The sequence below is a fragment of the Streptomyces sp. NPDC024698 genome, assembly GCF_055559015.1.
Genome location: NZ_JBVHLK010000006.1, coordinates 473,048 through 493,701 on the forward strand (window position 1 = coordinate 473,048; position 20,654 = coordinate 493,701).

The following is a 20,654-nucleotide window of genomic DNA, read 5'->3' on the forward strand; positions in this document are numbered from 1 at the left end:
TGCCGATACCGATGGCGCGGGCACGGCCGGCGATGCGGGGATTGTCGTGGTGCTCAAGGTCAGATCCTTCCTTCCGTGATCCAGCTGCCCTTGCCGGGCGACCACTGGCGGATACGGGTGGCGGCGACGATCCCGCCCTGTACGTACGGCTCGGCGTCCAGCACCTTCTGGAGCTCGGCCCGGTCCTCCACCTCGTAGAGCAGCAGGCCGGCGTTCTCGTCGGCCAGTGGGCCGCCCAGGAGCAGCACGCCGCTCCGGGCCAGGTGGTGGAGGTTCTCGGCGTGCGCCGGGTGCAGTCCCTGGCGTCCCGCGCGGTCCACGTTGTACTCGAATTCGACGACGAACTTCGCCACGGTTGTCTCCTTCTCGCTCTGTCCGGCTCTGCCGGAGTTCTCGGGCGGCCGGGTCTCACATGTAGAGGCCGCCGTTGACGTCGATCACCGCGCCGGTGGAGTAGCCGGCGCTCTCGGAGCACAGGTGCAGGACGCTGCCGACCGCTTCGGCGACCGTGCCCATGCGCCGCATCGGCAGCTTGGCGAGCACCGCCTGCTTCTGCTCCGGGTCGCGGCGCTCCCAGGCGCCGGCCACGCGGTCGGTCGCGATGGGCCCGTGGGCGACGACGTTGACCACGACCCCGGCCGGGGCGAGTTCGTAGGCCATCTGCTTGGTCATGCCGATCACGGCGGCCTTGGCGCCGACGTAGGCGGCGTTGTTGAAGTGGCTGTACGTGCGACCGCCGGCGGAGGCGAAGTTGACGATGCGTCCGTAGCCGTCCTGCGCCATCCGCGGGGCACACGCCTTGATCGCGACGAACGTGCTGACAACGTTTTCCAGGTGGGACTGACTGAAGTGCTCCTCGGTCAGGTCCGCGTACCCGATGACCCGGGTGTCTCCGCCCACCCCGTTGACCAGGATGGAGGGGGCGTGGCGGTCGACGATGTCGGCGAGCTGTGCCTCCGCGGCGGGGATGTCGGTGATGTCACCGACGACCACGTCGACCTTCGTCTGCCGGGCGAGTTCGGCGGCCAGGCGGTTGACGGCCTCCTCGTTCTTGTCGAAGAGGACGAGGGTGTGCCCTTCGCGGGCCAGGCCGCGCGCCACGTCCTGGAGGATTCCGCCCGCCGCGCCGATCAGGAGGGCGGTGCGCGAGGTCTGTACGGTCATGTCGATTCCCTGGGTTGGGTGGGGTGGGTGTGATGGGTCCGGGGTCGGGGAGCCGCTCCCGGCGCTGTCGCGGCCGCGTGTTCCGCCGGCGCCGCGGTGCTCTCGGGTGCCTCGGCGGGGGCCGGCGGCTGTGCAGTGGTGGCGGTGGTGGTGAAGCCGCGGAACCGGGGCAGGGACTTGAAGCCGGCGGCGGCGATCAGCCCGAGGAGGAGCAGGCCGATCCACAGGGACGGATATCCGTAGGCGTTCGCCACGGTGATCCCGATGGGACCGCCGATGACGAAGGCGGCGTTCCAGGCGAAGAAGTAGGAGCCCTGGTAGGTGCTGACGCGTCCTTCGGGGGCCCGGACCGCGATGAAGGTCGCCGACATGGGCGCCCACAGGACCTCGCCGAGCGTCCAGACGACGGTCGCCACGGTGAACACGGCGGTGTCGCTCGCCAGCGCGTTGAGGCCGAAGCCGATGGCCATCAGCGTGGCCGCCAGGACCAGGGGTGTCTCGTCGCCCATTTTCTTGACCGCCCTGGGGACCAGGGGGAGCAGGGCGATGGAGAGCACCGCGTTGATGGCCAGCACGATGCCGATGTCCTTGGGGCTCAGTCCCGAGCGGCGCATGTCCAGCGGCAGGGCCGAGTTGACCTGGAGATAGACGCAGGCCAGGAGGAAGACCAGGGTGAGGAAGGCGACCAGGACCGGTGAGCGGTAGGGCTCCGTGATGCTGCGGGCCGCGCGCCGCAGCGCCGACGACGTGTTCCGGTCGTGCTGCTCGGGGTGTGTCTCGTCGGCGGGAAGGGCGCCGACCAGGAGGGCGTAGAGGGCGCTGCCGGCGGCCCAGACGAGGAACAGTGCGGGCGGGTAGAAGGAGAGCAGGAATCCGGAGATGACCGGGCTCAGCGACATGCCCACGTTGAAGCCGACGAGGAAGAGGCTGTAGGCCTTCGAGAACTGCTCCGGCGGGACGATCTTGGCGATCAGTCCGGCGCCGGCCGGCCGGTCCACGGCGGACAGGAACCCGGTCGCCAGACAGAGCAGCCCGAGCGCGTACACATTGGTCGTCACGAGGAACAGCAGGGCCGTCACGGCCGCGAGCGGCTGGGCGGCGATGATCGTGCGCCGTGGTCCGATCAGATCGGCCACCGCCCCGCCCACCAGCCCGGAGGCGAGGATGCCGGCTCCGAACAGGCCGACCATGACGGGCGTGGTGCGCGAGTCGGCCAGATGGTCCTGCTGGAGGAAGAGGACGAGGAAGGCCGGGGCGAGGATGCCCAGCCGGCTGACGGTCTGCCCGCACCAGAGCAGCCAGAACGCCTTGGGAAGCGTCATGAGGTGCCGCCCCTTCGTGTGGTGGTGAGACTGCTGTAGGCGAAGGCGGCGGAGACCAGCGTCATGTGGTGATGCCATCCGGGGTAGGAGCGGCCCTCGAAGGCGCGCAGACCGAAGTCGTCCTCCAACTGCCGTACGGTGTCGGCGGTGTTGGCATGCAGGGCCGCGAGTTCGAGCAGCTCACCGGCGGGCCGGTTGACCAGGCTGGTGATCCATGTCCGCCCAGGGCGGCGGGTGTTCGGGTCCCGTTCCGCGAACACGCGGTGGACGGGCGGATGTCCGGCGGTGGACGACGGACGCGATCCGCCCGGATTCGGCTCCGGCAGCCGGACCAGTCCGGTCAGGACCTCCGCCACGCGTTCCCGGCCCTGCCGCGTCCGTACCGTCACGGGGTGCGGTGGGGCGGCTTCGCGGCGGGTGAGGACCTGCCGGGCCGTCAGGGACGTCGACCCCGCAGGGGGCATCGAGTTCATGGTGTTAAGGGGAGTCATGAGCGTCTTCGGGGCCATCGATGCTGTGGGGGATGTCGGGGTGGTGGCGCGGACCTGACGGGTCGGGACCGCCCGCACGGGCAGGCCGGCGGGCACCGCGACGACGAAGTGGCGACCCTGGGCGCTCAGTTCGCGCACGATCTCCCCGGCGTCCGCGTAGCCGTCGAGATCCGCGACCACCGGCACCTCGGCGAACTGCCCGTCCGTCGGCAGGCTCTCGACCAGGTCGAGGGTCTGCGCCTCGGGGGAACGGGGCCCGGCGCCCTCGGGTATGCGGGCCCGCCTGCGCAGCACCGGGTCGTTGGACCACGGGTCGGGCAGCAGCAGACGCCAGTCGACGGGTACGTCCTCGGTGTCCGTGGACAGGAAGGCGCCCACGCCCACCTGGCAGTTGAGGGTGCGGCCGGCCTGGGGCACGAAACGGCGGTGCACGCCGCAGGACCGGTCGCCCCGCTTGGGGACCACGGCCAGGCCGATGGTCCAGGCGCGGGGCGCGGTGTGCCGCTGGACCCAGCGGGTCAGCTCGGCACGCACCGGCTCCCACGCCCAGGGGCTGGCGTTGATGAACTGGTGCAGGGACTGGGGGGCCGTGCACGAGTCCGACACGGACGCCGCGAGCCGCCGCACGCTCTTCTTGCCCGGCGTGCTCAGGAGCCCCTCCATGTAGGCGTGCGCCCACCGCCGTTGGTCGGCTCGGGGCAACCGCCCGAAGAGCTCCTGCGTGAACGCGGAGACCGATGCCCGTGCCCGCGTGCCCGGCTTCGTCGCCATCGCCATCGCTCGTGTCCCTCCCGCTGGTCCTGCTGATCCCGGCCCGTGAACGGGGCCACGACAGAAAGAATAGAGAACGATCGCTTTGTTTTCGACTCCGGGGTCGGGACTGCCGGATACTTAGCGAAGTCCGCCCTCCGAGTGCGCCGTGAAAACACCGTCTGACCTGCGATGACATGGAACTGGTGCGGGAGGTCAGGCGATCGACTCCAGGGCGCGCGCCGCCAGCTCCGCCGCGATCCGCGGCGCGGAGAGCCCCCCGGACCCGAAGCCGGTCCCGGCCAACGAGCCCGCCGCCTCCGCGGAGTTGGGCATACCCAGCGACAGTGTCAGGGCTCCCTTGAAGCGGGACAGGTGCAGGAAGCCGAGCTGCCGGGGAGCCGTGGCCTGTACCGCCGCCCCGCATGCAACTCCGTACGCGGTTTCGTACGCGGTCTCGTGCGTGGTCCTGTACGCGGTCTCGCAGGTGGTTCTGTACGTGCCCCGCCCGTGCACGGTCTCGTACGGGCGGGGCACGGGCGGGGTCTCGTACGGGACGGGCGCGGGCAGGGTCTCGTACGCGGTGGCGGTGGCGGTGGCGGTGGCGGTGGCGGTTGTGGTGGTGGTCGCCGTGTACGGGGTGGTGGTGTAGCTGGTCACCAGGGCCGCGTGGTGGCCGAGCGCGGTGTCCACGCATCCCGCCTGCACGACCTGGAAGGCGAGCCCGCCGTCGGTGGCCGGCGCCTCGGCCTCCACCACGCGCCGGATACGGGCGTGATCCTGCCGGTTCGGGCGCCAGGCGGCGTCCGCCGCCCCCAGCGCCAGCCCGTAGGCGTGCGCACGCTCCGCCAGCGCGCCGCCGTTTCCGGCCCGTACGGTCGCCGGGACGAGGTTGACGAAGCAGCCCACCTCGGACACCCGGACATGCTCGGCGTACCGCTGCCGCACGGACACCGCCGTCAGCAGGGCCACCTCCTCCTGGCCCGCCGCCCGCGCACAGGCGTCGGCCAGTGCCGCCGCGAAGAACTGGTCCGTGGTGATGCGGTGCCGGCGGCACCACGCGGTCAGGCGGGCGCTCTGACGTGCGGTCAGCGACACCGGCGCCACGTTCCCCGCGGCGCCGGGCACCGCCACCGCACCCGCGGTCGGGGCCGCGCCCGGCGCTGTCGCTCCCCGGGTTCCGGGTCCCGTCGCGGGCGTGAGCGAACCCCTCGGGCCCGGTTGCGGGTGCGGCCCCGGGGGTGGGGGTGGCGGGGGCCGGTAGGTCAGCGCGTCCGCGTCGGGCGCGGGCTCCTGCCGGTGGCCGGGGTTGCCTCGGCCGGCCGGGCCCGGTCCGAGCAGGGCGTCCAGCAGCGCTCGCAGCAGCCTGGCGGTGGACGGGCCGTCGCACAGCGCCGGGTGACAGGTCAGCAGCAGATGGGTCGCGGCGGCGGCCCGATCGTGCCCGACCTCCAGCCGCCACAGTGGACCACCGGCGGGCAGGGCGTCCCCGGCTCGGACCGCGGTCTCTGCTCGTACGGCTCCGTCATGCTCGTGGCCGGGGAGGGGGGCGGGGGTGTCCGCCGTGTACGTCTCCTGCCGGAGCTGGTCCGGTGCGAGTCCGGGCACCTCGTGGAACCACAGGCTTCCGCCGTCCTCCACGATGCGCAGGGACAGTGCGTGAAGCCCGTGTGCCCACCGTGCGACGGCCTGTTCCACGGAGGCAGGGGAGAACACGGCGGCCACCGTCAGACGGGTGGTGGCCTGGATCTGCCCGCCCGTCAGCGCGTGCCGCCAGGCCCAGGCGGCCTCGGTCCCGCTGAGTCTGCGCAACGGCCCGCTCGGTGTCATCGGGGCTCTCCTTCGTGGATACCTCGGCCTTCAGGCCGGGCAGGGGGCGCCTCCCGCTCGCGCGAGGCGGTGTGGGTCGTCGACTGGGTTCCTCCCGGACGGGGCGACCGGCGGCGCGGCGGGAAACCCCGCCGCGCGAGCCAGAGGAATCCCGTCCCCCTCCTTCGGGAAGGGCAGGACGTCACCCCGTGGCTCCCGCCGCGACCGGCCGTGCCGTCCTGGGGGCGGGCCAGGCGACCGTGTTCGTCAGACTGACGCCATGGCTGTCGAAGTCGAGCGTGACGCGGTCGCGATCGGCCATCGTGAACCCGCCGTGGAAACTGCTCCGGTCGGCGCCGAGGTACACGTAGTGCACGCGCCCCGGGTGCAGCAGCGCCCGGTGGGCGAACAGCCCGGACATCATGTCCTCCAGTCCGAAGTGCAGCGCCTTGGTCCCGGTGGTGAAACCGCCCTCCCAGACCCGCGCGCCGTCGCGCTCGATCGTCACCCGGCCGGTCACCGACAGGGGCGGCTCGTCCAGGAACAGCCAGGGCGTCACGCCGGCGTCGCAGAGCTTCGCGTACGACAGATGCCCGGCGTGGGCCCGGAACCTGCCGATGTCGGTGAGGTCGTTGCCGAAGGTGTAGCCGACGTAACGAGGGCTGCCGTGCTCGTCGGTGACGTACACCAGCACCACCTCCGCCTCCTCGCACAGCGCGACGGCGCCCGGCGGCACGGACAGCGTCTCGCCGGAGACCTTCAGTACGTCCCCGAGGCCCTTGACGAACCAGTTGGGCTGGGATTGCGTGGCGGAGTCGACCTTGACGTTGTGGGTCTGCATGAAGCCGCTGACCATCGCGTCCCCGACGGACGTGGGCAGCAGCGGGGGCCGCGGTACGAGGCTGTCGCGATCGGCGGCGGGGACCACCACCCGCGGGCGGTCCGCGGTGAGCGCCGTCCGCAGTGCGTGGCCGTCACCGCCCGCCGCCGCGACCGCGGCGACGACCGAGGCGCCCAGGTCCTCGCCGGGGCGGACCGGGTGAAGCGTGACCGCCTCGCCGTCCGCGGGCAGGCCGAGGCCGAAGTGGCGCTCGCCCTGGTAGGCGCACTCGAAGAACACGTTCATGGCAGGAAACTCCTTGGATGGTTGGGGGACTTCAGGGTCTGACTGTCCGGGCCTGACGGTCGGGTGTGGCTGTCCGGACCTGACCGTCGGGTGTGGTTGTCGGGCGCGGTGTTCAGAGCGAGGCGTGGGCGGCCGGTCGCTGGGCGGCCACGGGCTGCCAGGGGCCGCTCTCCTCCGGCAGGACGAGTACCGCCCACGGCTCCGCCGCTTCGTTCAAGGTGAGGCCGAAGCCGGAACCCGGCGCGGGGGAGAGGGTGTTGGCGCGGCGGTCGACGACCGGGCGCGGCGAGACGATCATCTCGGGGAAGAAGCGATCGCTCTGGCCCGCCTCGACGGTCAGCGCGTCACGGTGGCAGAAGGCCAACGCCCGGCTCGCGTTGATCAACGGGCCCACCTCGGCCACCTGGACGCCGATCTGGAACGCGATGCCGTGACGGCGGGCGTGCTCGATGAGGCGGCCCGCGCGCAACGGCCCGCCGTTCTTGGCGACCCGGATGTTGAAGGCGTCGCACGCCTCCGCCTCGACCGCGGTCCGGGCGTCCTCAAGGGTGCACAGGGACTCGTCCAGCATGATCTTCAGCCCGGCCCGGCGGCGCAGGGCGCCCAGGGCGGCCCAGGAGCCCTTGGGCAGCGGCTCCTCGACGTAGTCCGCGCCGGCGTCGCGCAGTCGCCACGCGTGGGAGAGCGCGGTGGCCTCGGTCCAGCTCATGTTCGCGTCCACCATGACCGGCACACCGTCACCCACGTGCGCGCGCACGGCCCGGACACTGCGGGCGTCACGCTCGATGTCGTCGGAGGCCTTGATCTTGACGAAGTGGAACGGGCCACGGGTGGCCAGGAACTCCTCGACGGTGATGCTCAGGTCCAGCACCTGCGAGACGGGCAACTCGGCCCCGGCGGAAGCGCTGGAAGCGGCGGGTGCGCCGGGTGTGCCGTATGCGCCGGGTGTGGCGGCACTGCCTCGTGTCGCAGCCGGCGTCGGCCCGGCGCCGATCAGCTCCGTCGCGCCCAGCCCCAGCCGTCGGCCGAGCAGGTCCAGGACCGCCGTCTCCAGGAGGCACAGCAGGTTGTTCCGGCCAGTGATCCGGAAGACCTCCGTGAACCTCTCGCGCCGGATCCGCTCCAGGAGTTCGGCCGGCGGCTCGCCGCGCAGCAGCGTGAAGACACGCTCCAGGGGGGTCCGGCGCAGCGCCTCCAGGACGGACTCGCCGCTCTCGCCGGTCACGTACGGGCGCGGCGCGCATTCGCCGATCCCACTGGTGCCGTCGCAGGTGAGCCGCAGTACGAGGCTGTCGGAGGCGGCTCGGCGCGCCGCGGGATGGTCGAAGCGGGTGTGCATGGGCAGGCGCACCCGGTAGAGCACCGCGGCGCTCTCGGCGGCGCTCCCGGCCGTGGTCCTGTCCGCGTGCCCAGCCGCGTTCTCAGCCGCCATGCCAGCCATATCAGCCATGCCAGCCATGTCAGCCATTGCGGTCGAGCCCCTGGAGCAGGGTGTGCGTCGACGTCCAGTCGACCAGGTCCGCGCCGGCGCCGGTGAAGAAGAGGTAGTGCCTGTCGGTGGGCAGCTTCATGATCGTCCCGCGGTCCGGTGCCAGCGCGGCGAACACCTGGTGGGCGCTGTCGAGGTCGACGATCGGGTCGCTCATGCCCGACACGAAGGTGGCAGGGACCGCCGGGAGCGTCCGCGCGCCCGGTGCCAGATAGCGCCGCTCAAGTTCCAGCAGCACGGCCCGCGAGCGACGGGTGATCAGACGTACGGCGAGGTCGTCGTGGTCGATGAACTGCTGGTACTTGGGGTCGTCGGTGAAGTCCTGCGACCTCAGGCCCGCGTCCCACGGCTCGGTGCCGGACTCTGCGGCCAGCGCCCTCCGTTCGTCCTCGCCGAGCGTGGCGTGCATCCGCCCGAGCCAGGCGGAGCAGAACACGGCGGCGTCGTAGCGGGTGGTGAAGTCCGGGTGGTGCATGAGGGCGGCCAGGAAGGAGCCGCCCAGGCAGTGCCCGAACAGCGACAGCGGTACGTCGTCGCCGATCATTTCCCGTACCTGGGCCACCGCGGCGATGTAGTCGCCGAGCAGCGTCTCGGCCTCGGGCAGGTCCCCGCGCTCGCCGGGGCTGATCCCGCTGCCGCGCCGGTCAAGCACGAAGAAGGCGATGTCGTTGTCGGCGAACCGGGGGCCGACCTCCCACATCCAGCCGGCGTGGCTCTGGAGGCCGTGGAAGTAGAAGACGGCGCCCTTGATCCGCTGCGGGTGCTGGGGCCGCCACAGATGCAGGGCGAGGTCGACGCCGCCGGAGGGCAGGTCGATTATCTCGCGGCGGGTGTTCTGCGGGGGCCTCTTGGTCTCGATCATGTCGTTGTTCTCCTCAGCGTGCGTAGTGGCCCGCGGCGGCGACCGCGGAGATGGTGACCGGCGTGGCGGTGACGGTGACCGGCCTGTCGAGACCCTTGATCCCGTTGATCTCGTCGATCCCGTCGATGCCGGTCATGAACTCGACGTTCTGTTGGAACGGCTTGTACTTGTACTGGGTGGCGTTGCCCGCCTGCCGTCGGGATTCGGCGTACGCGGTGATCGCGTCGAACGGCACGGTGCGCACGTGGAGCGGCCCGAGCCGGCCGCTGTCCCTCTTGGAGGCGTACTCGATGTTGACCTCGCACAGCTCCCGGTCCACGGCCTCGGACAGGGCCCGGTCGAGGTCACGGCCCGGGACGGGGACCTCGGCGGCTACGACGTAGTAGGGCGGCTCCGCCCACTGCGGCCCGCACATGTACAGGCCGGTGTCGAGGCCGAGCCCGGCCATGCCCTGCTTGATGGCCTGCGTGACCTCGGCCTCGGTGATCTTCTCGCCGGTGAAGGAGTGGAAGACGCCGTCCCGGTGGACGAAGTGCAGCCACGGGGTGCCGTCCACGATGCGGTCGACGCGGTAGATGTCACCGGTCCACAGCCGGTACAGGCCGTTGCCCTGAGTCATGATCAGGTGGTAGTCGCGGCCCGCCTCGACCTCGTCGAACAGCAGCGTCCGGACCGGGACACCGGCGTCGACCAGCTCGCCCAGCGGCACGTCGGCCGGGACGAACTCGAAGAACGCCTGGCCGACCGCGAGCGGCTGACTGTCCAGCGAGTCGTCCACGGGGACGGACGTGACGCCCTCGGTGCCGCAGCCCATGAACGGCAGCTTGCTGACACCGGGCAGCACCGCGTCCAGCTTGGCGCGGTACAGCTCCGCGCTGGAGGACAGCCAGCAGCTGTACAGGGTCAGCGACGGCCACACGTCCGTCAGGCTGAACTCGCCCTTGGCCAGCACCGATTCGAGGTGCCGAGCCGCCTTCTCGTCCGGCTCGGACCACGGCCGGCCGTCGAGCGTGCCCGCGCGCAGATCGCGTACGAGCTCCTCGCCGTGCTCGGCGACCAGGTCGCGCAGCGAGATGAGCGTGCTCGGGTTGATGGCCGATATGTAGTGCAGATCCTTGCCGACGAGGTGCCGGATGCGGTGATACATCCGGCCCGCGTGGCTGGCGGGAGCCTGCGTGTTGAACCAGGGGGACTGGTACCACGGCGGGTTCCAGTCACGGCTGTTGATCTGCGGATGCCGGTTGCTGATCGCCTGGTGCTCCACGCCGTGCACGAAGTCGTACACGTCCTCGCGCACGGTCTGGGTGTCCAGCGTGGCCCAGGGGTGGTCGAGCAGCTCGGGGTGGTGCAGGAGGTAGGTCCCCCACATCGCCTTCATGGCCGGAATGCGGTACGTGAGCAGCCAGTGCAGCGTGTACGGGACCCGCTTGGGCACGCCGGTCGTGCCGCTCGTCTTGAGCCAGCGCAGCACGGGACTGCACGAGAGCACGCCTCCCTTGGTGCGGGTCTCGCGCTCTATCTCCGGGAGGAAGTCGGCGTACCGCCTGATCGGCAGGACCGAGCGGAAGCGTGAGGGGTCCCCGGCGGTGACGGCGTAGCCCCGCGCCTTCCAGTGCAGGGAGTCGGCGCAGACGCCGATGATGTCGCGCAGCACCCGCTCCTGCGCGGACTTGGGGTCCTTGAGGTCCGCGAGCATGTCGTCGCGGGCTTGGAGGCACTCCTGCACGAAGGGGCCACGGCGGTCGTTCCAGTGCTGCTGCCAGTCGGTGGTGTCCATCAGCTGTCGTCTCTCTTTGTGGATGAATGTGGATAAAACGGTCTCGTGGGGCATGAGGGTGCCCGTGGTCACGGGCACCCGGGGGAGGGGACGTGGGGAGGAACGTGAGGGGACGGGGTGGCGGCCGGAAGGCCGGTGGTTCGGGGGCCGGTGCTGAACGGCCGTGCCTCTCCCGTCAGTTGTGGTGGGCGGGGACGTCGGCGACCGCTGTTGCGCTCCCAGCCTCGCTCGTGGAAGGGGGCGTGGACTTGGGTGTCGTGGCGCGGGCGAGCTCGGTCAGCTCGTCGAGGTCGTACAGGGCGCGCCGCGCGGTCCCGTACCGGGTGATCTTGCCGCGCCGTGCCCACTGGCGGACGGTGACCTCCTGGACGCCCAGGAGGAGTGCCGCCAGTTCGGTGGGCACCCGCCGGGCGCGGGCACTCACACCGACTCCCGCAGGGCGAGCCACTGACGCGGGGTCAGGACGTGTCCCGCGGTGCAGACGGGCCCGCGCAGGACCAGACCCTCACCGCCCCGCCGGGGCAGGAACACCTCGGCCGCGCAGCCCGGTTCGACGCATGGTCCCAGGGACACGAGGCCGGCCCGGGGAGCGGTGTCCTCCCGCCGCAGTCCCGCCGCCGCCCTCGCCATCTCGTCGGCGAACCGGCCGGCTTCCGGGTGGGCCGCCAGCCGGCCGGCGTGCCGACCGAGGAAGGCTGCCATGGCGGTCACCGTCCGGCGCGGCGGGGTGACGTCCGCCGTCTCGTCCACCACGAGCCGCGACCAGGAGGACAGCACGGCGACCACGTCGCGGCGGGCCTCCAGGGCCGAGGACCGCACCGGCAGAACGGGTTCCCGGCTGCCGGTGATGCGCTGCGCGGGAGCACCGCCGGAAGGTCGACCCACGGCGGCCTCACTGTGCCCGTGCAGCTCCGGCAGCGCGGCCAGGTCACGCACCACGGCACGCCGGCACAGTCCGCACAGACGGCTGCCCGGCTCCGCGTGCCGCCCGTGCGGGCGGGAGGCATCGGCCTCCGCCCTGCGGCAGCGCGTCGAGATGCACAGGGACGATTCGTCGGCCACGGCCAACTCCTAGCGTTTTCGGGGTCGGTGAACAGCGAAGCGCCGCACGGGGGCGGCGCTTCGGGGAAGAGGTGAGGATCCGTCGTACGGCGCGAACGGGCTTGTGGGGCGGGGCGGTTCGGGCGGTACGGGGAGCGGAGCGTCCGGAAGAAGACATACGGGCTCGGGAAAGAGCGTTACACGGCAGCCTTGTGGCCACAAGGGCCGACCGCTCCCAGGGCCGGACTCCCCGTCTACTTCGGCAAGTTCGGCGTCGCGAGAGGCCCGGCACGCGTGCCGTGATCGCCCTGGCACGTGTCGCGCGACCCAGTCGGTGCGGGTGGAGCGCGCCCGTCGCGGAGACCGCTCGGGGCGCCGGAAGCCGCAGCGTGTCCGGCCGTCCGACGCCCTGACCAGCTCGCCGTCTACGCCGGCTGCGGAACCGGCACGCCCAGCACCCGGTCCCGCAGCGCCGGAAACTCCTCGCGGGTCCGGGCGGCCAGGCCCGGGTCCAGCTCCACCCGCAGCACCTGCTCCCCGGCACCCGCCTCGGCCACCACCTCGCCCCACGGGTCGACGACCACGCTGTACCCGGCCTGTTCCACCCCGGCGTGCGTGCCCGCGGTGTTGCAGGCCAGTACGTACGCCTGTGACTCCACCGCGCGGGCGCGCGCCAGCAGCGACCAGTGGGAGCGCCGCCGCGCGGGCCATCCGGCCGGGACGACCAGCAGATCGGCGCCGGCGTCGACGAGCAGCCGGAACTGCTCGGGGAAGCGCAGGTCGTAGCAGGTGGCCAGGCCCGCGGTCAGCCCGGTGCCGGTCAGCGGGACGGTGACGACCTCCTGCCCGGCGGCCATCAGGGCGGCCTCGCCGCGGTCGAAGCCGAAGCGGTGGATCTTCTGGTACGTACCGTGCGGGCGGCCGTCGGGCGCGAAGACCAGCGAGGTGTTGCGCAACTCCCCGTCCGGGCACCGCTCGACGATCGAACCGGCGTGCAGCCACACCCCGGCCTCTCGGGCGGCCGCCCCCATCGCGGCGGCCGTCGGACCCGCGAGCGGTTCCGCGTGGGTCTCGAGCTGCTCGAAGGCGAAGGCGCCGACGGGCCACAGCTCGGGCAGCACCACCAGGTCCGCGTCGCGCTCCGCCCGGACCAGGTCCGCGACCCGCTCGCGACGGGCGCCGGCCGTCTCGCCGGGGTTCACATCGATCTGAAGGAGCGCCGCGCGCACCGTCGTACCGTCCATGGTGGAGTCCTTTTCCGTGTGAGGTGTCGGTGATGGGGTGTCGATGTCCCCGTGCCGGCGGGAGGAGTCGACCGGCCGGTGAGCGGCGGCTGGGCCGGCTCTGCCGCCAGCGAACCGCGGCCCCACGGCCGTGATCGTGAGCCGCTAAGGAGGGGTGGGCCGGTGCTGAGATGAACCGGTTTTATCCGAAAGGTAGTTGGGCGCGGCGGAGGGAGGGTCGAGGACGTCTGCGCGCCCGATCCGGGCGATCGGGGCTCCCGGCGGGCGAGGGGGCCGTGGCGAGGGCACTGTCCTCCGCGGGTGACTGGTCCGTGGCCAGGGCACAGTCCTCTAGGGGCGAGTGGCCCGTGGTCAGGCACAGTCCTCTGCGGGCGAGCGGTCCGTGGCGAGGGTGCCGCCCTCTGCGGGCGACTGGGCCGCGATGAAGGCGCTGTCCTCGGCGGAAGCGGCGTCTCTTGTGACAGCCGATCCTTCCGAGAGGGCGGCGTGGAGTCTGTCGCATGCAAGGAAGGCCCACAGCGCGTGCAACTCCCGCGACACACTGTCCCCTTCGGCCCCGGACCGTACCGACGCCTCGGCGCCGGCCATCAGGTAGGCCACCAGCAGTTCCATGTCCCGCAGTTCCGTGTCGCTCGGGACGCGGATCCCGTCCGCCTCGGCGCGGGCCCGTTCCAGCAGGTCCCGCAGGGGACGGACCCACCCGGCGGACCGTTGTGCCGGGTCGGCCGTCTGCTCCTGTGCCAGCCGTCCCGCCGCCCGTACCGTGACGTCCCGCTCCATCAGCCGGGCCAGCTCCATCGTCAGGTCGATGACCGCCCGGATTCCGGGGCGCGGCACGGTGGCGAGCGGGTGCAGGGCGGTGAGGGTGGCCGTGTCCCCGGCCGCGCGTACGGCCTCCGCCAGATCGCCCTTGGTCGGGAAGTGGAAGGTCAGCGCGCCCATGGTCGTGCCGGCCGTCCGGCAGATCCGCGACAGGGAGGTCCCGGCGTACCCGTGCCGGTCGAACTCCGCGGCGGCGGCGGCGATCAGTGCGTGGCGGGTCTGCTCGGCCCGCAGCTGTCTCACCACGCCGGGATCTCCGCGCCGCGACAACGCCGTTCCCGCGTGGCGGGGAAGGCCGGCGGCGGAGGGGTTCGCTGGTCTCGACCGGGCTGCACGGTTCCTCCGGGCTGCTAGGGGGCGTAGCGCCGGTCGGGCCGGAGCGGCCCGGGGCGGTCGCCGTGTCCGGTGCCGTGCGCGGATACGGCTCCTGGGGCGCCAGGGTCACGACACCGGCCATCTGTCGGCGACGGGCGGAACGGGTGCTCCTCGGCCCGCTTCCGGCGATGACATGGACCCGCGGGTCCGGTGGTCCGATGGCCCCCGGTCCGGTGCTCCGGTCATCCGGTGCGACGGTCCGGTCCGGCGGGACTGCCCGGTCCGGGCAACGCGACGACGGTGCTCGCCTGTGACGGTGCTTGCTTGGTTTCGGTGCCCCGGAGCCTATCGGCGGGAGGGGCCGCCGCCGCCCCCCTCGCGCACCTGCCGGACGACTTTGGCACCTTGCGCGTGTCCGCCGTACGGCGTCCACGCATCGATCATCCGGCCGCCAGGTGAACGCGGTACCAGGGAGCGGACCCGGCGAGGCGGGCCAGCGGGCCCGGTCCCGCGGGGCAGCCGGTGATCCGCCAGATCTCCTCGCTGCGGTACCAGTGATCGCGGGCAAGGAGCGAGAACTGACGCTCACTCATGGTGCCCGGTACCTCGCGCAGTTGCCGCAGACAGCGCTCCCAGGCCCAGTCGGCGGTGACCGGGTCCAGCAGACCGTGCCCGGTCAGCGCGGCCATGAGGTCGCGGTTGCTGACGGGCTCCGGGTGGCTCGCGTGGTGCACCGCCGGGCCCGCGGGCGCGGCGCTTCCGGCGAGCGTGACGATCAGCCGGGCGAGGTCCGTGACGTCGACCACCGACAGCATCCCGCTGCCGCCGTCCCAGTGGGCCGGGACCCTGGAACGCAGCTCCGACAGGGCCGGAACCACCCAGCGGTCACCGGCGCCGAGAACGAGTCCGGGCCGCAGCACGAGGGCCCCCGCCTCCAGGGCGAGACGCTCGCCCGCGAGACGGGTGGCGCTGGCCGCTGAGACGGGGGCGGGACGGACCTCGTCCACCGCGATCCCGCGGTGCGGGCCGGGCCCGTAGACCGCCGCGGTGGACAGGTGGACGATCCGTCCGACACCGGCACGCCGGGCCTCCTCCAGGAGTGCCCGGGTGCCCTGCACGTTGACCGCCTCGCAGGCCTGAGGGCTGCCGGAGACCCGGGAGGCGAGGTGGACCAGTACGTCCGCTCCGCGCGCCGCCCCGCGCAGTGACGCGGGGTCGGACAGGTCCCCCGGCACCCAGGACAGGCCGGGGGTGTCCGCGCCGCCGGGCGGAGCCGTCCGCGCGAGGGCACGGACGCTGATGCCGCGCCCGTCGGGGTGCCCGCGCAGCGCGGTGCGCAGGACCTCGGAGCCGACGAAACCGGTGGAGCCGGTGAGCAGCACGGTGAGAGGTCTCACGCGGGAGGCTCCGCCCCGGCGTCGCCGGCCTTGTCGTCGGTGGTGCCGCTGTACGGAGACAGGTCCAGTTCCGCGATGACCTCGGCCGGCGCCAGCGCCGGCAGGAGACATCGCCACATCGAGGTGATTCGCTCGGGCAGGTCGGCCCGGCCGGTGGAGATCTGGGACATGATCTGCGTGCCGGTGTAGGCGCCCACCAGGACCCGGGCGAACTCCGCCTCCTGGACTCCGGGCAGGATCTGCCCCATCTCGCGGGCCCGCTCCAGCTCCTGGCGGAACTGGTCGGCCCACCACTCGTAGATCGCGTAGTCCTGGAGTCCGGTGGCCCCCTGTTCCACGGCGAGCCGTACGCCCGCCCGGAAGAGGATGTTGTGCTGCATCTCGACGGCGAGGTAGGCGGTCATGTCCAGAAGCTGCTGGAGGCCGCCCCTTCCTTCCGGCAGCCGCAGGTCATCGGCCTGTTCCAGGATGACCGCGCGGGCCAGTTCCTCCTTGGACTTGAAGTGGAAGTACATGGCTCCGGTCGTGGCGCCGGCCCGGTCGAGGATCTTGTTGATGCTCGCGCCCTCGTAACCGACTTCGTCAAAGACCTCGGCGGCGGCGCGCACCAGTGTTTCCCGGGTCCTGACCGCACGCTCCTGCTGACGCGCCATCGATTGGCCTCCTGATCCACTCGACAAACAAAAAGAACGACCTCTATGTTATTCGAGTCGGGCCCCGGAGACCAAACGGGGCCGGCATTCCGTCCGTGCTGAACCCAGGGGGAGATTCAGTCATGTCGTCGAACGCTGTTCGGGAATTCGTCACCACTGCTGTCCAGGAGCACGCCACCGCCGCTGACCAGGGGCAGAGCGCCACCGCTGTCGTCGAGCAGGCCACCGCCGCTGTCCAGGGGCACGCCACCGGCTCGCTCACACCCGTACCGCAGAGCTACACGCACAAGACGAGGCCCGAGGAGGTGCTGCTCCGCGCCTGGGAGCGCACCGGCCCGGACGCCTTCACCGTCACCGCCCAATGGCCCCGGGACCACAGCTTCTACCGCACCCGCCACGGCCTGCTCGACCCGATGCTGCTGAGCGAGACGATCCGTCAGACCCTGCCGCTGCTGTCCCACGGCGCCTACGCCGTTCCGCTCGGCCACCAGCTCCTGTGGCAGGACCTCGACTGGCACCTCGTGGACCCGGCCCCGGAGATACCCGCCGGCCCCGAAGCCCTCGCCGCCCTCCACGGGGGCTCCGCACCGGCTCCCGGGTCCGGTCGCGGAGGATCCGTCGCACTGCCGGGCACGGCTACCGTCCCCGGAGCCCCCGCCGCCCTGCGCGCGGGCTCGGACTCCGCTCCCGCCCTCGTCGAACTGCGGATCACCTGCCCGAAGGTGACCTACCGTCGTGACCGCGCCGCCGCGATAGCCCTGAGCGTCGAAGTCCTGCGCGACGGAGCGCCGTTCGCCGTCGCGCACTCCCGCTTCACCATCCAGGACCGCGCCGTGTACGAGCGTCTGCGCGGCCGGTACGCCGACATCGGCGCCGTCCGTGTGCTGCCGCTCTCGCCCCCGGCGTCCCCGCGGCCCGTGGGCCGGGACGGCTTCGAGGACGTGGTGCTGTCACCCACGCACATCCCCGACCGCTGGCAGCTGCGGACGGACATCACCCACCCGATCCTCTTCGACCACGCGGTCGACCACGCCCCCGGGATGCTGCTGATCGAGGCCGCGCGCCAGGCGGCCCAGGCGTCGGCCCACCCCGAGCCCACCGTCGTCGTCGGCATGGAGTCGGTCTTCAGCCGCTACGCCGAACTCGACGCCCCGTGCTGGATCCTGACCGACCCTCTGGCGGCCGACTCCCTCGGCCGCACCCGGGTGCGCGTCACCGCCGGCCAGAACGACCGTGACATCTTCACCTCGACCGTCACGCTGGCTCCGGTCACCGGCCCGGCGTAGTCACGGTCGCCCACCGGCCCGGCGACGTCGCGCCGGTTCTCTCCGCAGACCCGGCCGCGGTCCTCGTTCGAGGTTCCCGCGGCCGGTCCACGAGCCGGCGCTGCCGCCCAGGAACGCGCACGTCATGTACGCGGTGTTGAGGCGGGCGCGTGCCTCGGGGTGCAGGGCGAAGATGCGGGCCTGGTTGGCTACTTGGCCCGACTGTACGGCCACGTCGAGCAGCAGCATGCCCGCTCCCAGACCGACGAGTTCGACGACTCCGCCCATGCCTCCGGTCAGCAGAGGGGCCCCGGCCGCGACGGCCGCGACCACGCCGACGAGGCTGACGGCATCGGGACCGTGCCGGTCGGTGCGCCGGCCCGCGACCGGGGTGGCGAACATGCCGGCCGCGCCCACGAGGGAGATCACACCGACCGCCTGAGTGCCCAGGTGACAGCGAGGGCCGGTGACGAACTGGGCGAGCGCGGTCCAGGCGGCGCTGAACGCGGCGAACACGAGCGCCTGGTGGTGGCAGGAGCGCCGCAACAGGGGCTCGTCGCGCAGCAGGTGGACGCAGGACGTGAGCAGCCTCACGTACGGCTGACCGGTGCTCGGTGCGGTGCGGGGGAGCGCCGCCGCCATCACGACGGCGAGGACCGGGGCCAGGACGGCGGCGACCATGAAAGGCGCCCGCCAGCCGAGCCACTGGCCGAGTGTACGTGCCTGTTCCGGACCCGATTGCGCCGCCTGGTTCCTGGACACGTCCCGTCCCGGCAACCGGCGTTGGTGCTCGATGGAGACGTGCGGGAACAAGTCCATGAAGAACACCTGGCGCACCAGGCGCGAGACCGCGACCGACGCCTGATCCTCCGCCTCGGGCTTCGTCGCTCGCCTGCCCGGCGAGCCCTCGTCAGTGCCCCGGCGGATCACTTCTCCGGATGCGTCACGTCCCGCAGCGGAAAGGCCATCATGCTGACGCCCAGGGGAATGGTGCCTGGTGCGTGCGGCGGTCGGGCCGCTTCGTGGAGCTCGGTGGCGATCTCCGCAAGTCGTCGGCGGAGCTCCTGCCAGGCCCCGGGATCCACCCACAGTTCGGCGTCGACCGTCACACCTTCGCCGCCCTCCGCGCGTCGCATGGAACGTTCCCGGAGGGCGTGTGCCATGGCCTCGGCCAGCATCGGGGTCCCTTCGTGCTGGTCGGACAGTGGCGTGCCCTGGACGGTGCGATAGCGGCGCTCCCTGCCGCCGCGGCGGGTGCGTTCCTCCGCCAGCGTGACCAGGCCCACCGCGTCCAGGCGCCGCAGGTGCTGGCTGGCCAGCGCGTGGGAGATCTCCAGTTCGCGGGCGAGCTCGGCGGCCGACATCGGCGCCGGCCACATGAGGCTGAGCATCCGCAGCCGCAAGGGATGGGCGAGCGCACGCAGCACGGGATCGGTTTCGGTCACGCGAGCCAGTAAAGCGCACGGCGGTGCCATGAGTCCTACCCCCAATCAAATCATTGGGGGTAGGTTGTGGCGATCGCACGGACCGAAGGGGCAGGGCATGGGCTGGAACACGGCGAAGGTCTTCCAGGACCGCAACGCGGGGCTCTATCTAGGCGGAGTGCTCGTCTCCGGTTTCGGCAACTCGGCCATGTCGCTGGCCGCCGGAATCTGGGTCAAGACGCTCACCGGCTCCAGCAGCCTCGCCGCGCTCGTCAGCTTCTGCATGTGGCTGCCGACCTTCGCGGGACCCGTGATCGGCACCGTGGCGGACCGGGTGCGTCGCCGTCCGCTCCTGGTCGCCACCAACCTGGCCCTGGCCGCGGTCATGACCGCGCCGTTCTTCGTACGCTCGCAGGATCAAGTGTGGCTGCTGTTCGCGGTGATGACCCTGGTCGGAACGGGCATGGTGCTCACGGACGCGGCCGAGACGGCCCTCGTGGCAGCCGCCGTGCCGGACGAACTGCGCGGTGACTTCAACGGCCTGGTGCTCACCGCCATGGAGAGCATGAAACTGCTCGCCCCGCTGGCCGGCGCGGGCCTGTTCACCGCCTTCGGCGGGCCGACGGTGGGACTGCTGGACGCGGCCACCTTCGTCCTGGCCGCGGCCGCCTTCAGGCTGATCCGGGTAAAGGAAGCCCCGCCTGCGGCCCGCAGCGGCAGGCGGCCGTGGACCGCCGAGACCGCCGAAGGCGCCCGTTACCTGCGACAACACCCGGTCCTGCGCCCGCTCGTCATCACCAGCGGGACGGCCATGATGCTGGCCGGCCTCAGCAGTACGGCCACGTACGCGATGCTCGACGCCGGGTTCCACCGGTCGCCGGCCTTCGCGGGTGTGCTCACCTCGGTGCAGGGCCTCGGATCGGTCGTCAGCGGGCTGGCCGCGGGTGCGCTGTTGCGCCGGCTGCCCGAGCGCACCTTCCCGGCGGCCGGACTTGCCCTCTTCGCCATCGGCGTACTGGCACGGGCGACGCCCTGGATGCCCGTGGTGGTCGGTGGCAGCCTGGCGCTGGGCCTGGGCCTGCCCATCCCGCTCATCGCGGCACTGACAGCCGTTCAGAGACACACTCCGTCCGAGCTGCTCGGCCGGGTCGCGGCGACGGCCGGCACCGTGATGTACGCGCCCACCGGACTCGCCCTGCTCCTGGGCACGGGAATGGTGGCCCGCCTCGACTACCGGGTGCAACTCCTCGCCGCCGGTACGTTCGGCCTGGCCGCGGCAGCGCTGCTCGCCCTGACCGGCCGCACCCGGCGCACCAGCACAACGGTCACCGCACGGCGCCCCTTGCCTGAAACGAAGGAAGTCGACGCGACGTAGTAGCAGCGATGCCGGAACGCGGGCTGCGGTTCCATGCGGCCCGGCATCCAGGGGCTTTGGCGCGGGCACGGGGCGGTCACCCGGCATCGAGCCCCTCCGGGCATGCGCTACGATTGATCTTGAGCTGAACGGAGCACACCGCACCGGTTCGGTGATGCGTCGGTGGTCCAAGGAAAGACGCCCCGCTTCCTGCGGGGAAATGCAGGTGCAAGGCCTGCCCGGCGCTCTGTGAAGACCCTGTCCCGCGTTCCGCGGGGCAGGGTCTTTTTCGTGGGTCCCCGCGGTCATGAGCGTCCAAGTCGTCCAGGTCGACCGGCGGACGGCTCCC

General features: G+C 72.1%; 20 protein-coding genes. 3 read left to right on the forward strand and 17 right to left on the reverse strand.

Annotation, left to right across the window (positions count from 1 at the left end; genetic code table 11):
• Positions 1 to 59: 59 nt before the first annotated feature.
• The 15 genes from ACZ4AA_RS17765 to ACZ4AA_RS17835 form a co-directional block, all read right to left on the reverse strand.
• Positions 60 to 353: a YciI family protein gene (locus tag ACZ4AA_RS17765; protein ID WP_467602355.1), complete on the reverse strand. Its 294-nt coding sequence runs from the start codon at positions 351 to 353 to the stop codon at positions 60 to 62.
• 55 nt (positions 354 to 408) lie between these two features.
• Positions 409 to 1,164 (reverse strand): SDR family NAD(P)-dependent oxidoreductase, encoded by a 756-nt coding sequence (locus tag ACZ4AA_RS17770; protein WP_467602357.1) that lies wholly within the window; start codon positions 1,162 to 1,164, stop codon positions 409 to 411.
• The gene (locus ACZ4AA_RS17775; protein WP_467602359.1) at positions 1,161 to 2,486 is read right to left on the reverse strand and encodes an MFS transporter; all 1,326 of its coding nucleotides are present in this window, start codon (positions 2,484 to 2,486) and stop codon (positions 1,161 to 1,163) included. The genes ACZ4AA_RS17770 and ACZ4AA_RS17775 overlap by 4 nt, the downstream gene beginning before the upstream one ends.
• Positions 2,483 to 3,748, reverse strand: a complete 1,266-nt coding sequence (locus tag ACZ4AA_RS17780) for an IS701 family transposase (protein ID WP_467602492.1) — start codon at positions 3,746 to 3,748, stop codon at positions 2,483 to 2,485. Before ACZ4AA_RS17780 ends, ACZ4AA_RS17775 begins: the two co-directional genes overlap by 4 nt.
• A 195-nt stretch (positions 3,749 to 3,943) precedes the next feature.
• Positions 3,944 to 5,557, reverse strand: a complete 1,614-nt coding sequence (locus tag ACZ4AA_RS17785) for a hypothetical protein (RefSeq protein WP_467602361.1) — start codon at positions 5,555 to 5,557, stop codon at positions 3,944 to 3,946.
• A 181-nt stretch (positions 5,558 to 5,738) separates the two neighbouring features.
• The gene (locus ACZ4AA_RS17790) at positions 5,739 to 6,662 is read right to left on the reverse strand and encodes an FAH family protein (protein WP_467602363.1); all 924 of its coding nucleotides are present in this window, start codon (positions 6,660 to 6,662) and stop codon (positions 5,739 to 5,741) included.
• Between the two features lie 112 nt (positions 6,663 to 6,774).
• On the reverse strand, positions 6,775 to 8,112 hold the full coding sequence (locus tag ACZ4AA_RS17795) for a mandelate racemase/muconate lactonizing enzyme family protein (RefSeq protein WP_467602366.1): 1,338 nt from the start codon (positions 8,110 to 8,112) through the stop codon (positions 6,775 to 6,777).
• Between the two features lie 10 nt (positions 8,113 to 8,122).
• The gene (locus ACZ4AA_RS17800; protein ID WP_467602368.1) at positions 8,123 to 9,013 is read right to left on the reverse strand and encodes an alpha/beta fold hydrolase; all 891 of its coding nucleotides are present in this window, start codon (positions 9,011 to 9,013) and stop codon (positions 8,123 to 8,125) included.
• A gap of 13 nt (positions 9,014 to 9,026) precedes the next feature.
• A complete protein-coding gene (locus tag ACZ4AA_RS17805) occupies positions 9,027 to 10,790 on the reverse strand; it encodes a GH3 family acyl-acid amido synthetase (protein ID WP_467602370.1) in 1,764 nt (587 codons plus the stop codon).
• A gap of 175 nt (positions 10,791 to 10,965) precedes the next feature.
• A complete protein-coding gene (locus ACZ4AA_RS17810) occupies positions 10,966 to 11,214 on the reverse strand; it encodes a hypothetical protein (protein ID WP_467602371.1) in 249 nt (82 codons plus the stop codon).
• Positions 11,211 to 11,852, reverse strand: a complete 642-nt coding sequence (locus ACZ4AA_RS17815; RefSeq protein WP_467602373.1) for a hypothetical protein — start codon at positions 11,850 to 11,852, stop codon at positions 11,211 to 11,213. Before ACZ4AA_RS17815 ends, ACZ4AA_RS17810 begins: the two co-directional genes overlap by 4 nt.
• Positions 11,853 to 12,256: 404 nt before the next feature.
• Positions 12,257 to 13,060: a carbon-nitrogen family hydrolase gene (locus tag ACZ4AA_RS17820; protein WP_467602496.1), complete on the reverse strand. Its 804-nt coding sequence runs from the start codon at positions 13,058 to 13,060 to the stop codon at positions 12,257 to 12,259.
• A 366-nt stretch (positions 13,061 to 13,426) separates the two neighbouring features.
• A complete protein-coding gene (locus tag ACZ4AA_RS17825; RefSeq protein ID WP_467602375.1) occupies positions 13,427 to 14,143 on the reverse strand; it encodes a TetR family transcriptional regulator in 717 nt (238 codons plus the stop codon).
• A 509-nt stretch (positions 14,144 to 14,652) separates the two neighbouring features.
• Positions 14,653 to 15,609: an NAD-dependent epimerase/dehydratase family protein gene (locus ACZ4AA_RS17830; protein ID WP_467602377.1), complete on the reverse strand. Its 957-nt coding sequence runs from the start codon at positions 15,607 to 15,609 to the stop codon at positions 14,653 to 14,655.
• Positions 15,606 to 16,262 (reverse strand): ScbR family autoregulator-binding transcription factor, encoded by a 657-nt coding sequence (locus ACZ4AA_RS17835; RefSeq protein ID WP_467602380.1) that lies wholly within the window; start codon positions 16,260 to 16,262, stop codon positions 15,606 to 15,608. The genes ACZ4AA_RS17830 and ACZ4AA_RS17835 overlap by 4 nt, the downstream gene beginning before the upstream one ends.
• Before the next feature lie 122 nt (positions 16,263 to 16,384).
• Here ACZ4AA_RS17835 and ACZ4AA_RS17840 point away from each other — a divergent pair, with 122 nt between their 5' ends.
• Positions 16,385 to 17,548, forward strand: coding sequence for a ScbA/BarX family gamma-butyrolactone biosynthesis protein (locus ACZ4AA_RS17840; RefSeq protein ID WP_467602382.1), 1,164 nt, complete (start codon positions 16,385 to 16,387; stop codon positions 17,546 to 17,548).
• Here ACZ4AA_RS17840 and ACZ4AA_RS17845 read toward each other — a convergent pair whose 3' ends face one another.
• Positions 17,549 to 18,289: an MFS transporter gene (locus ACZ4AA_RS17845; RefSeq protein WP_467602384.1), complete on the reverse strand. Its 741-nt coding sequence runs from the start codon at positions 18,287 to 18,289 to the stop codon at positions 17,549 to 17,551.
• On the opposite strand from ACZ4AA_RS17845, the gene ACZ4AA_RS17850 reads away from it, so the two are divergent.
• The gene (locus tag ACZ4AA_RS17850) at positions 18,207 to 18,392 is read left to right on the forward strand and encodes a CGNR zinc finger domain-containing protein (protein WP_467602386.1); all 186 of its coding nucleotides are present in this window, start codon (positions 18,207 to 18,209) and stop codon (positions 18,390 to 18,392) included. The two genes, ACZ4AA_RS17845 and ACZ4AA_RS17850, sit on opposite strands and share 83 nt — an antisense overlap.
• A gap of 61 nt (positions 18,393 to 18,453) precedes the next feature.
• Here the strand turns inward: ACZ4AA_RS17850 and ACZ4AA_RS17855 are convergent, their stop codons facing one another.
• Entirely contained in the window at positions 18,454 to 18,972 is a 519-nt protein-coding gene (locus ACZ4AA_RS17855; RefSeq protein WP_467602388.1) for a helix-turn-helix domain-containing protein, read from the reverse strand.
• A gap of 97 nt (positions 18,973 to 19,069) precedes the next feature.
• Between ACZ4AA_RS17855 and ACZ4AA_RS17860 the strand changes: the two genes are divergently transcribed.
• Positions 19,070 to 20,326, forward strand: a complete 1,257-nt coding sequence (locus tag ACZ4AA_RS17860; protein ID WP_467602390.1) for an MFS transporter — start codon at positions 19,070 to 19,072, stop codon at positions 20,324 to 20,326.
• Positions 20,327 to 20,654: the final 328 nt, after the last annotated feature.

Excerpts from the sequence above, each read along its gene's own strand:
- ACZ4AA_RS17770 (WP_467602357.1), bottom strand. The coding sequence starts at position 1,164 with ATGACCGTACAGACCTCGCGCACCGCCCTCCTGATCGGCGCGGCGGGC.
- ACZ4AA_RS17775 (WP_467602359.1), bottom strand. The coding sequence starts at position 2,486 with ATGACGCTTCCCAAGGCGTTCTGGCTGCTCTGGTGCGGGCAGACCGTC.
- ACZ4AA_RS17780 (WP_467602492.1), bottom strand. The coding sequence starts at position 3,748 with ATGGCGACGAAGCCGGGCACGCGGGCACGGGCATCGGTCTCCGCGTTC.
- ACZ4AA_RS17785 (WP_467602361.1), bottom strand. The coding sequence starts at position 5,557 with ATGACACCGAGCGGGCCGTTGCGCAGACTCAGCGGGACCGAGGCCGCC.
- ACZ4AA_RS17790 (WP_467602363.1), bottom strand. The coding sequence starts at position 6,662 with ATGAACGTGTTCTTCGAGTGCGCCTACCAGGGCGAGCGCCACTTCGGC.
- ACZ4AA_RS17795 (WP_467602366.1), bottom strand. The coding sequence starts at position 8,112 with ATGGCTGATATGGCTGGCATGGCGGCTGAGAACGCGGCTGGGCACGCG.
- ACZ4AA_RS17800 (WP_467602368.1), bottom strand. The coding sequence starts at position 9,013 with ATGATCGAGACCAAGAGGCCCCCGCAGAACACCCGCCGCGAGATAATC.
- ACZ4AA_RS17805 (WP_467602370.1), bottom strand. The coding sequence starts at position 10,790 with ATGGACACCACCGACTGGCAGCAGCACTGGAACGACCGCCGTGGCCCC.
- ACZ4AA_RS17835 (WP_467602380.1), bottom strand. The coding sequence starts at position 16,262 with ATGGCGCGTCAGCAGGAGCGTGCGGTCAGGACCCGGGAAACACTGGTG.
- ACZ4AA_RS17840 (WP_467602382.1), top strand. The coding sequence starts at position 16,385 with ATGTCGTCGAACGCTGTTCGGGAATTCGTCACCACTGCTGTCCAGGAG.
- ACZ4AA_RS17850 (WP_467602386.1), top strand. The coding sequence starts at position 18,207 with ATGAAAGGCGCCCGCCAGCCGAGCCACTGGCCGAGTGTACGTGCCTGT.
- ACZ4AA_RS17860 (WP_467602390.1), top strand. The coding sequence starts at position 19,070 with ATGGGCTGGAACACGGCGAAGGTCTTCCAGGACCGCAACGCGGGGCTC.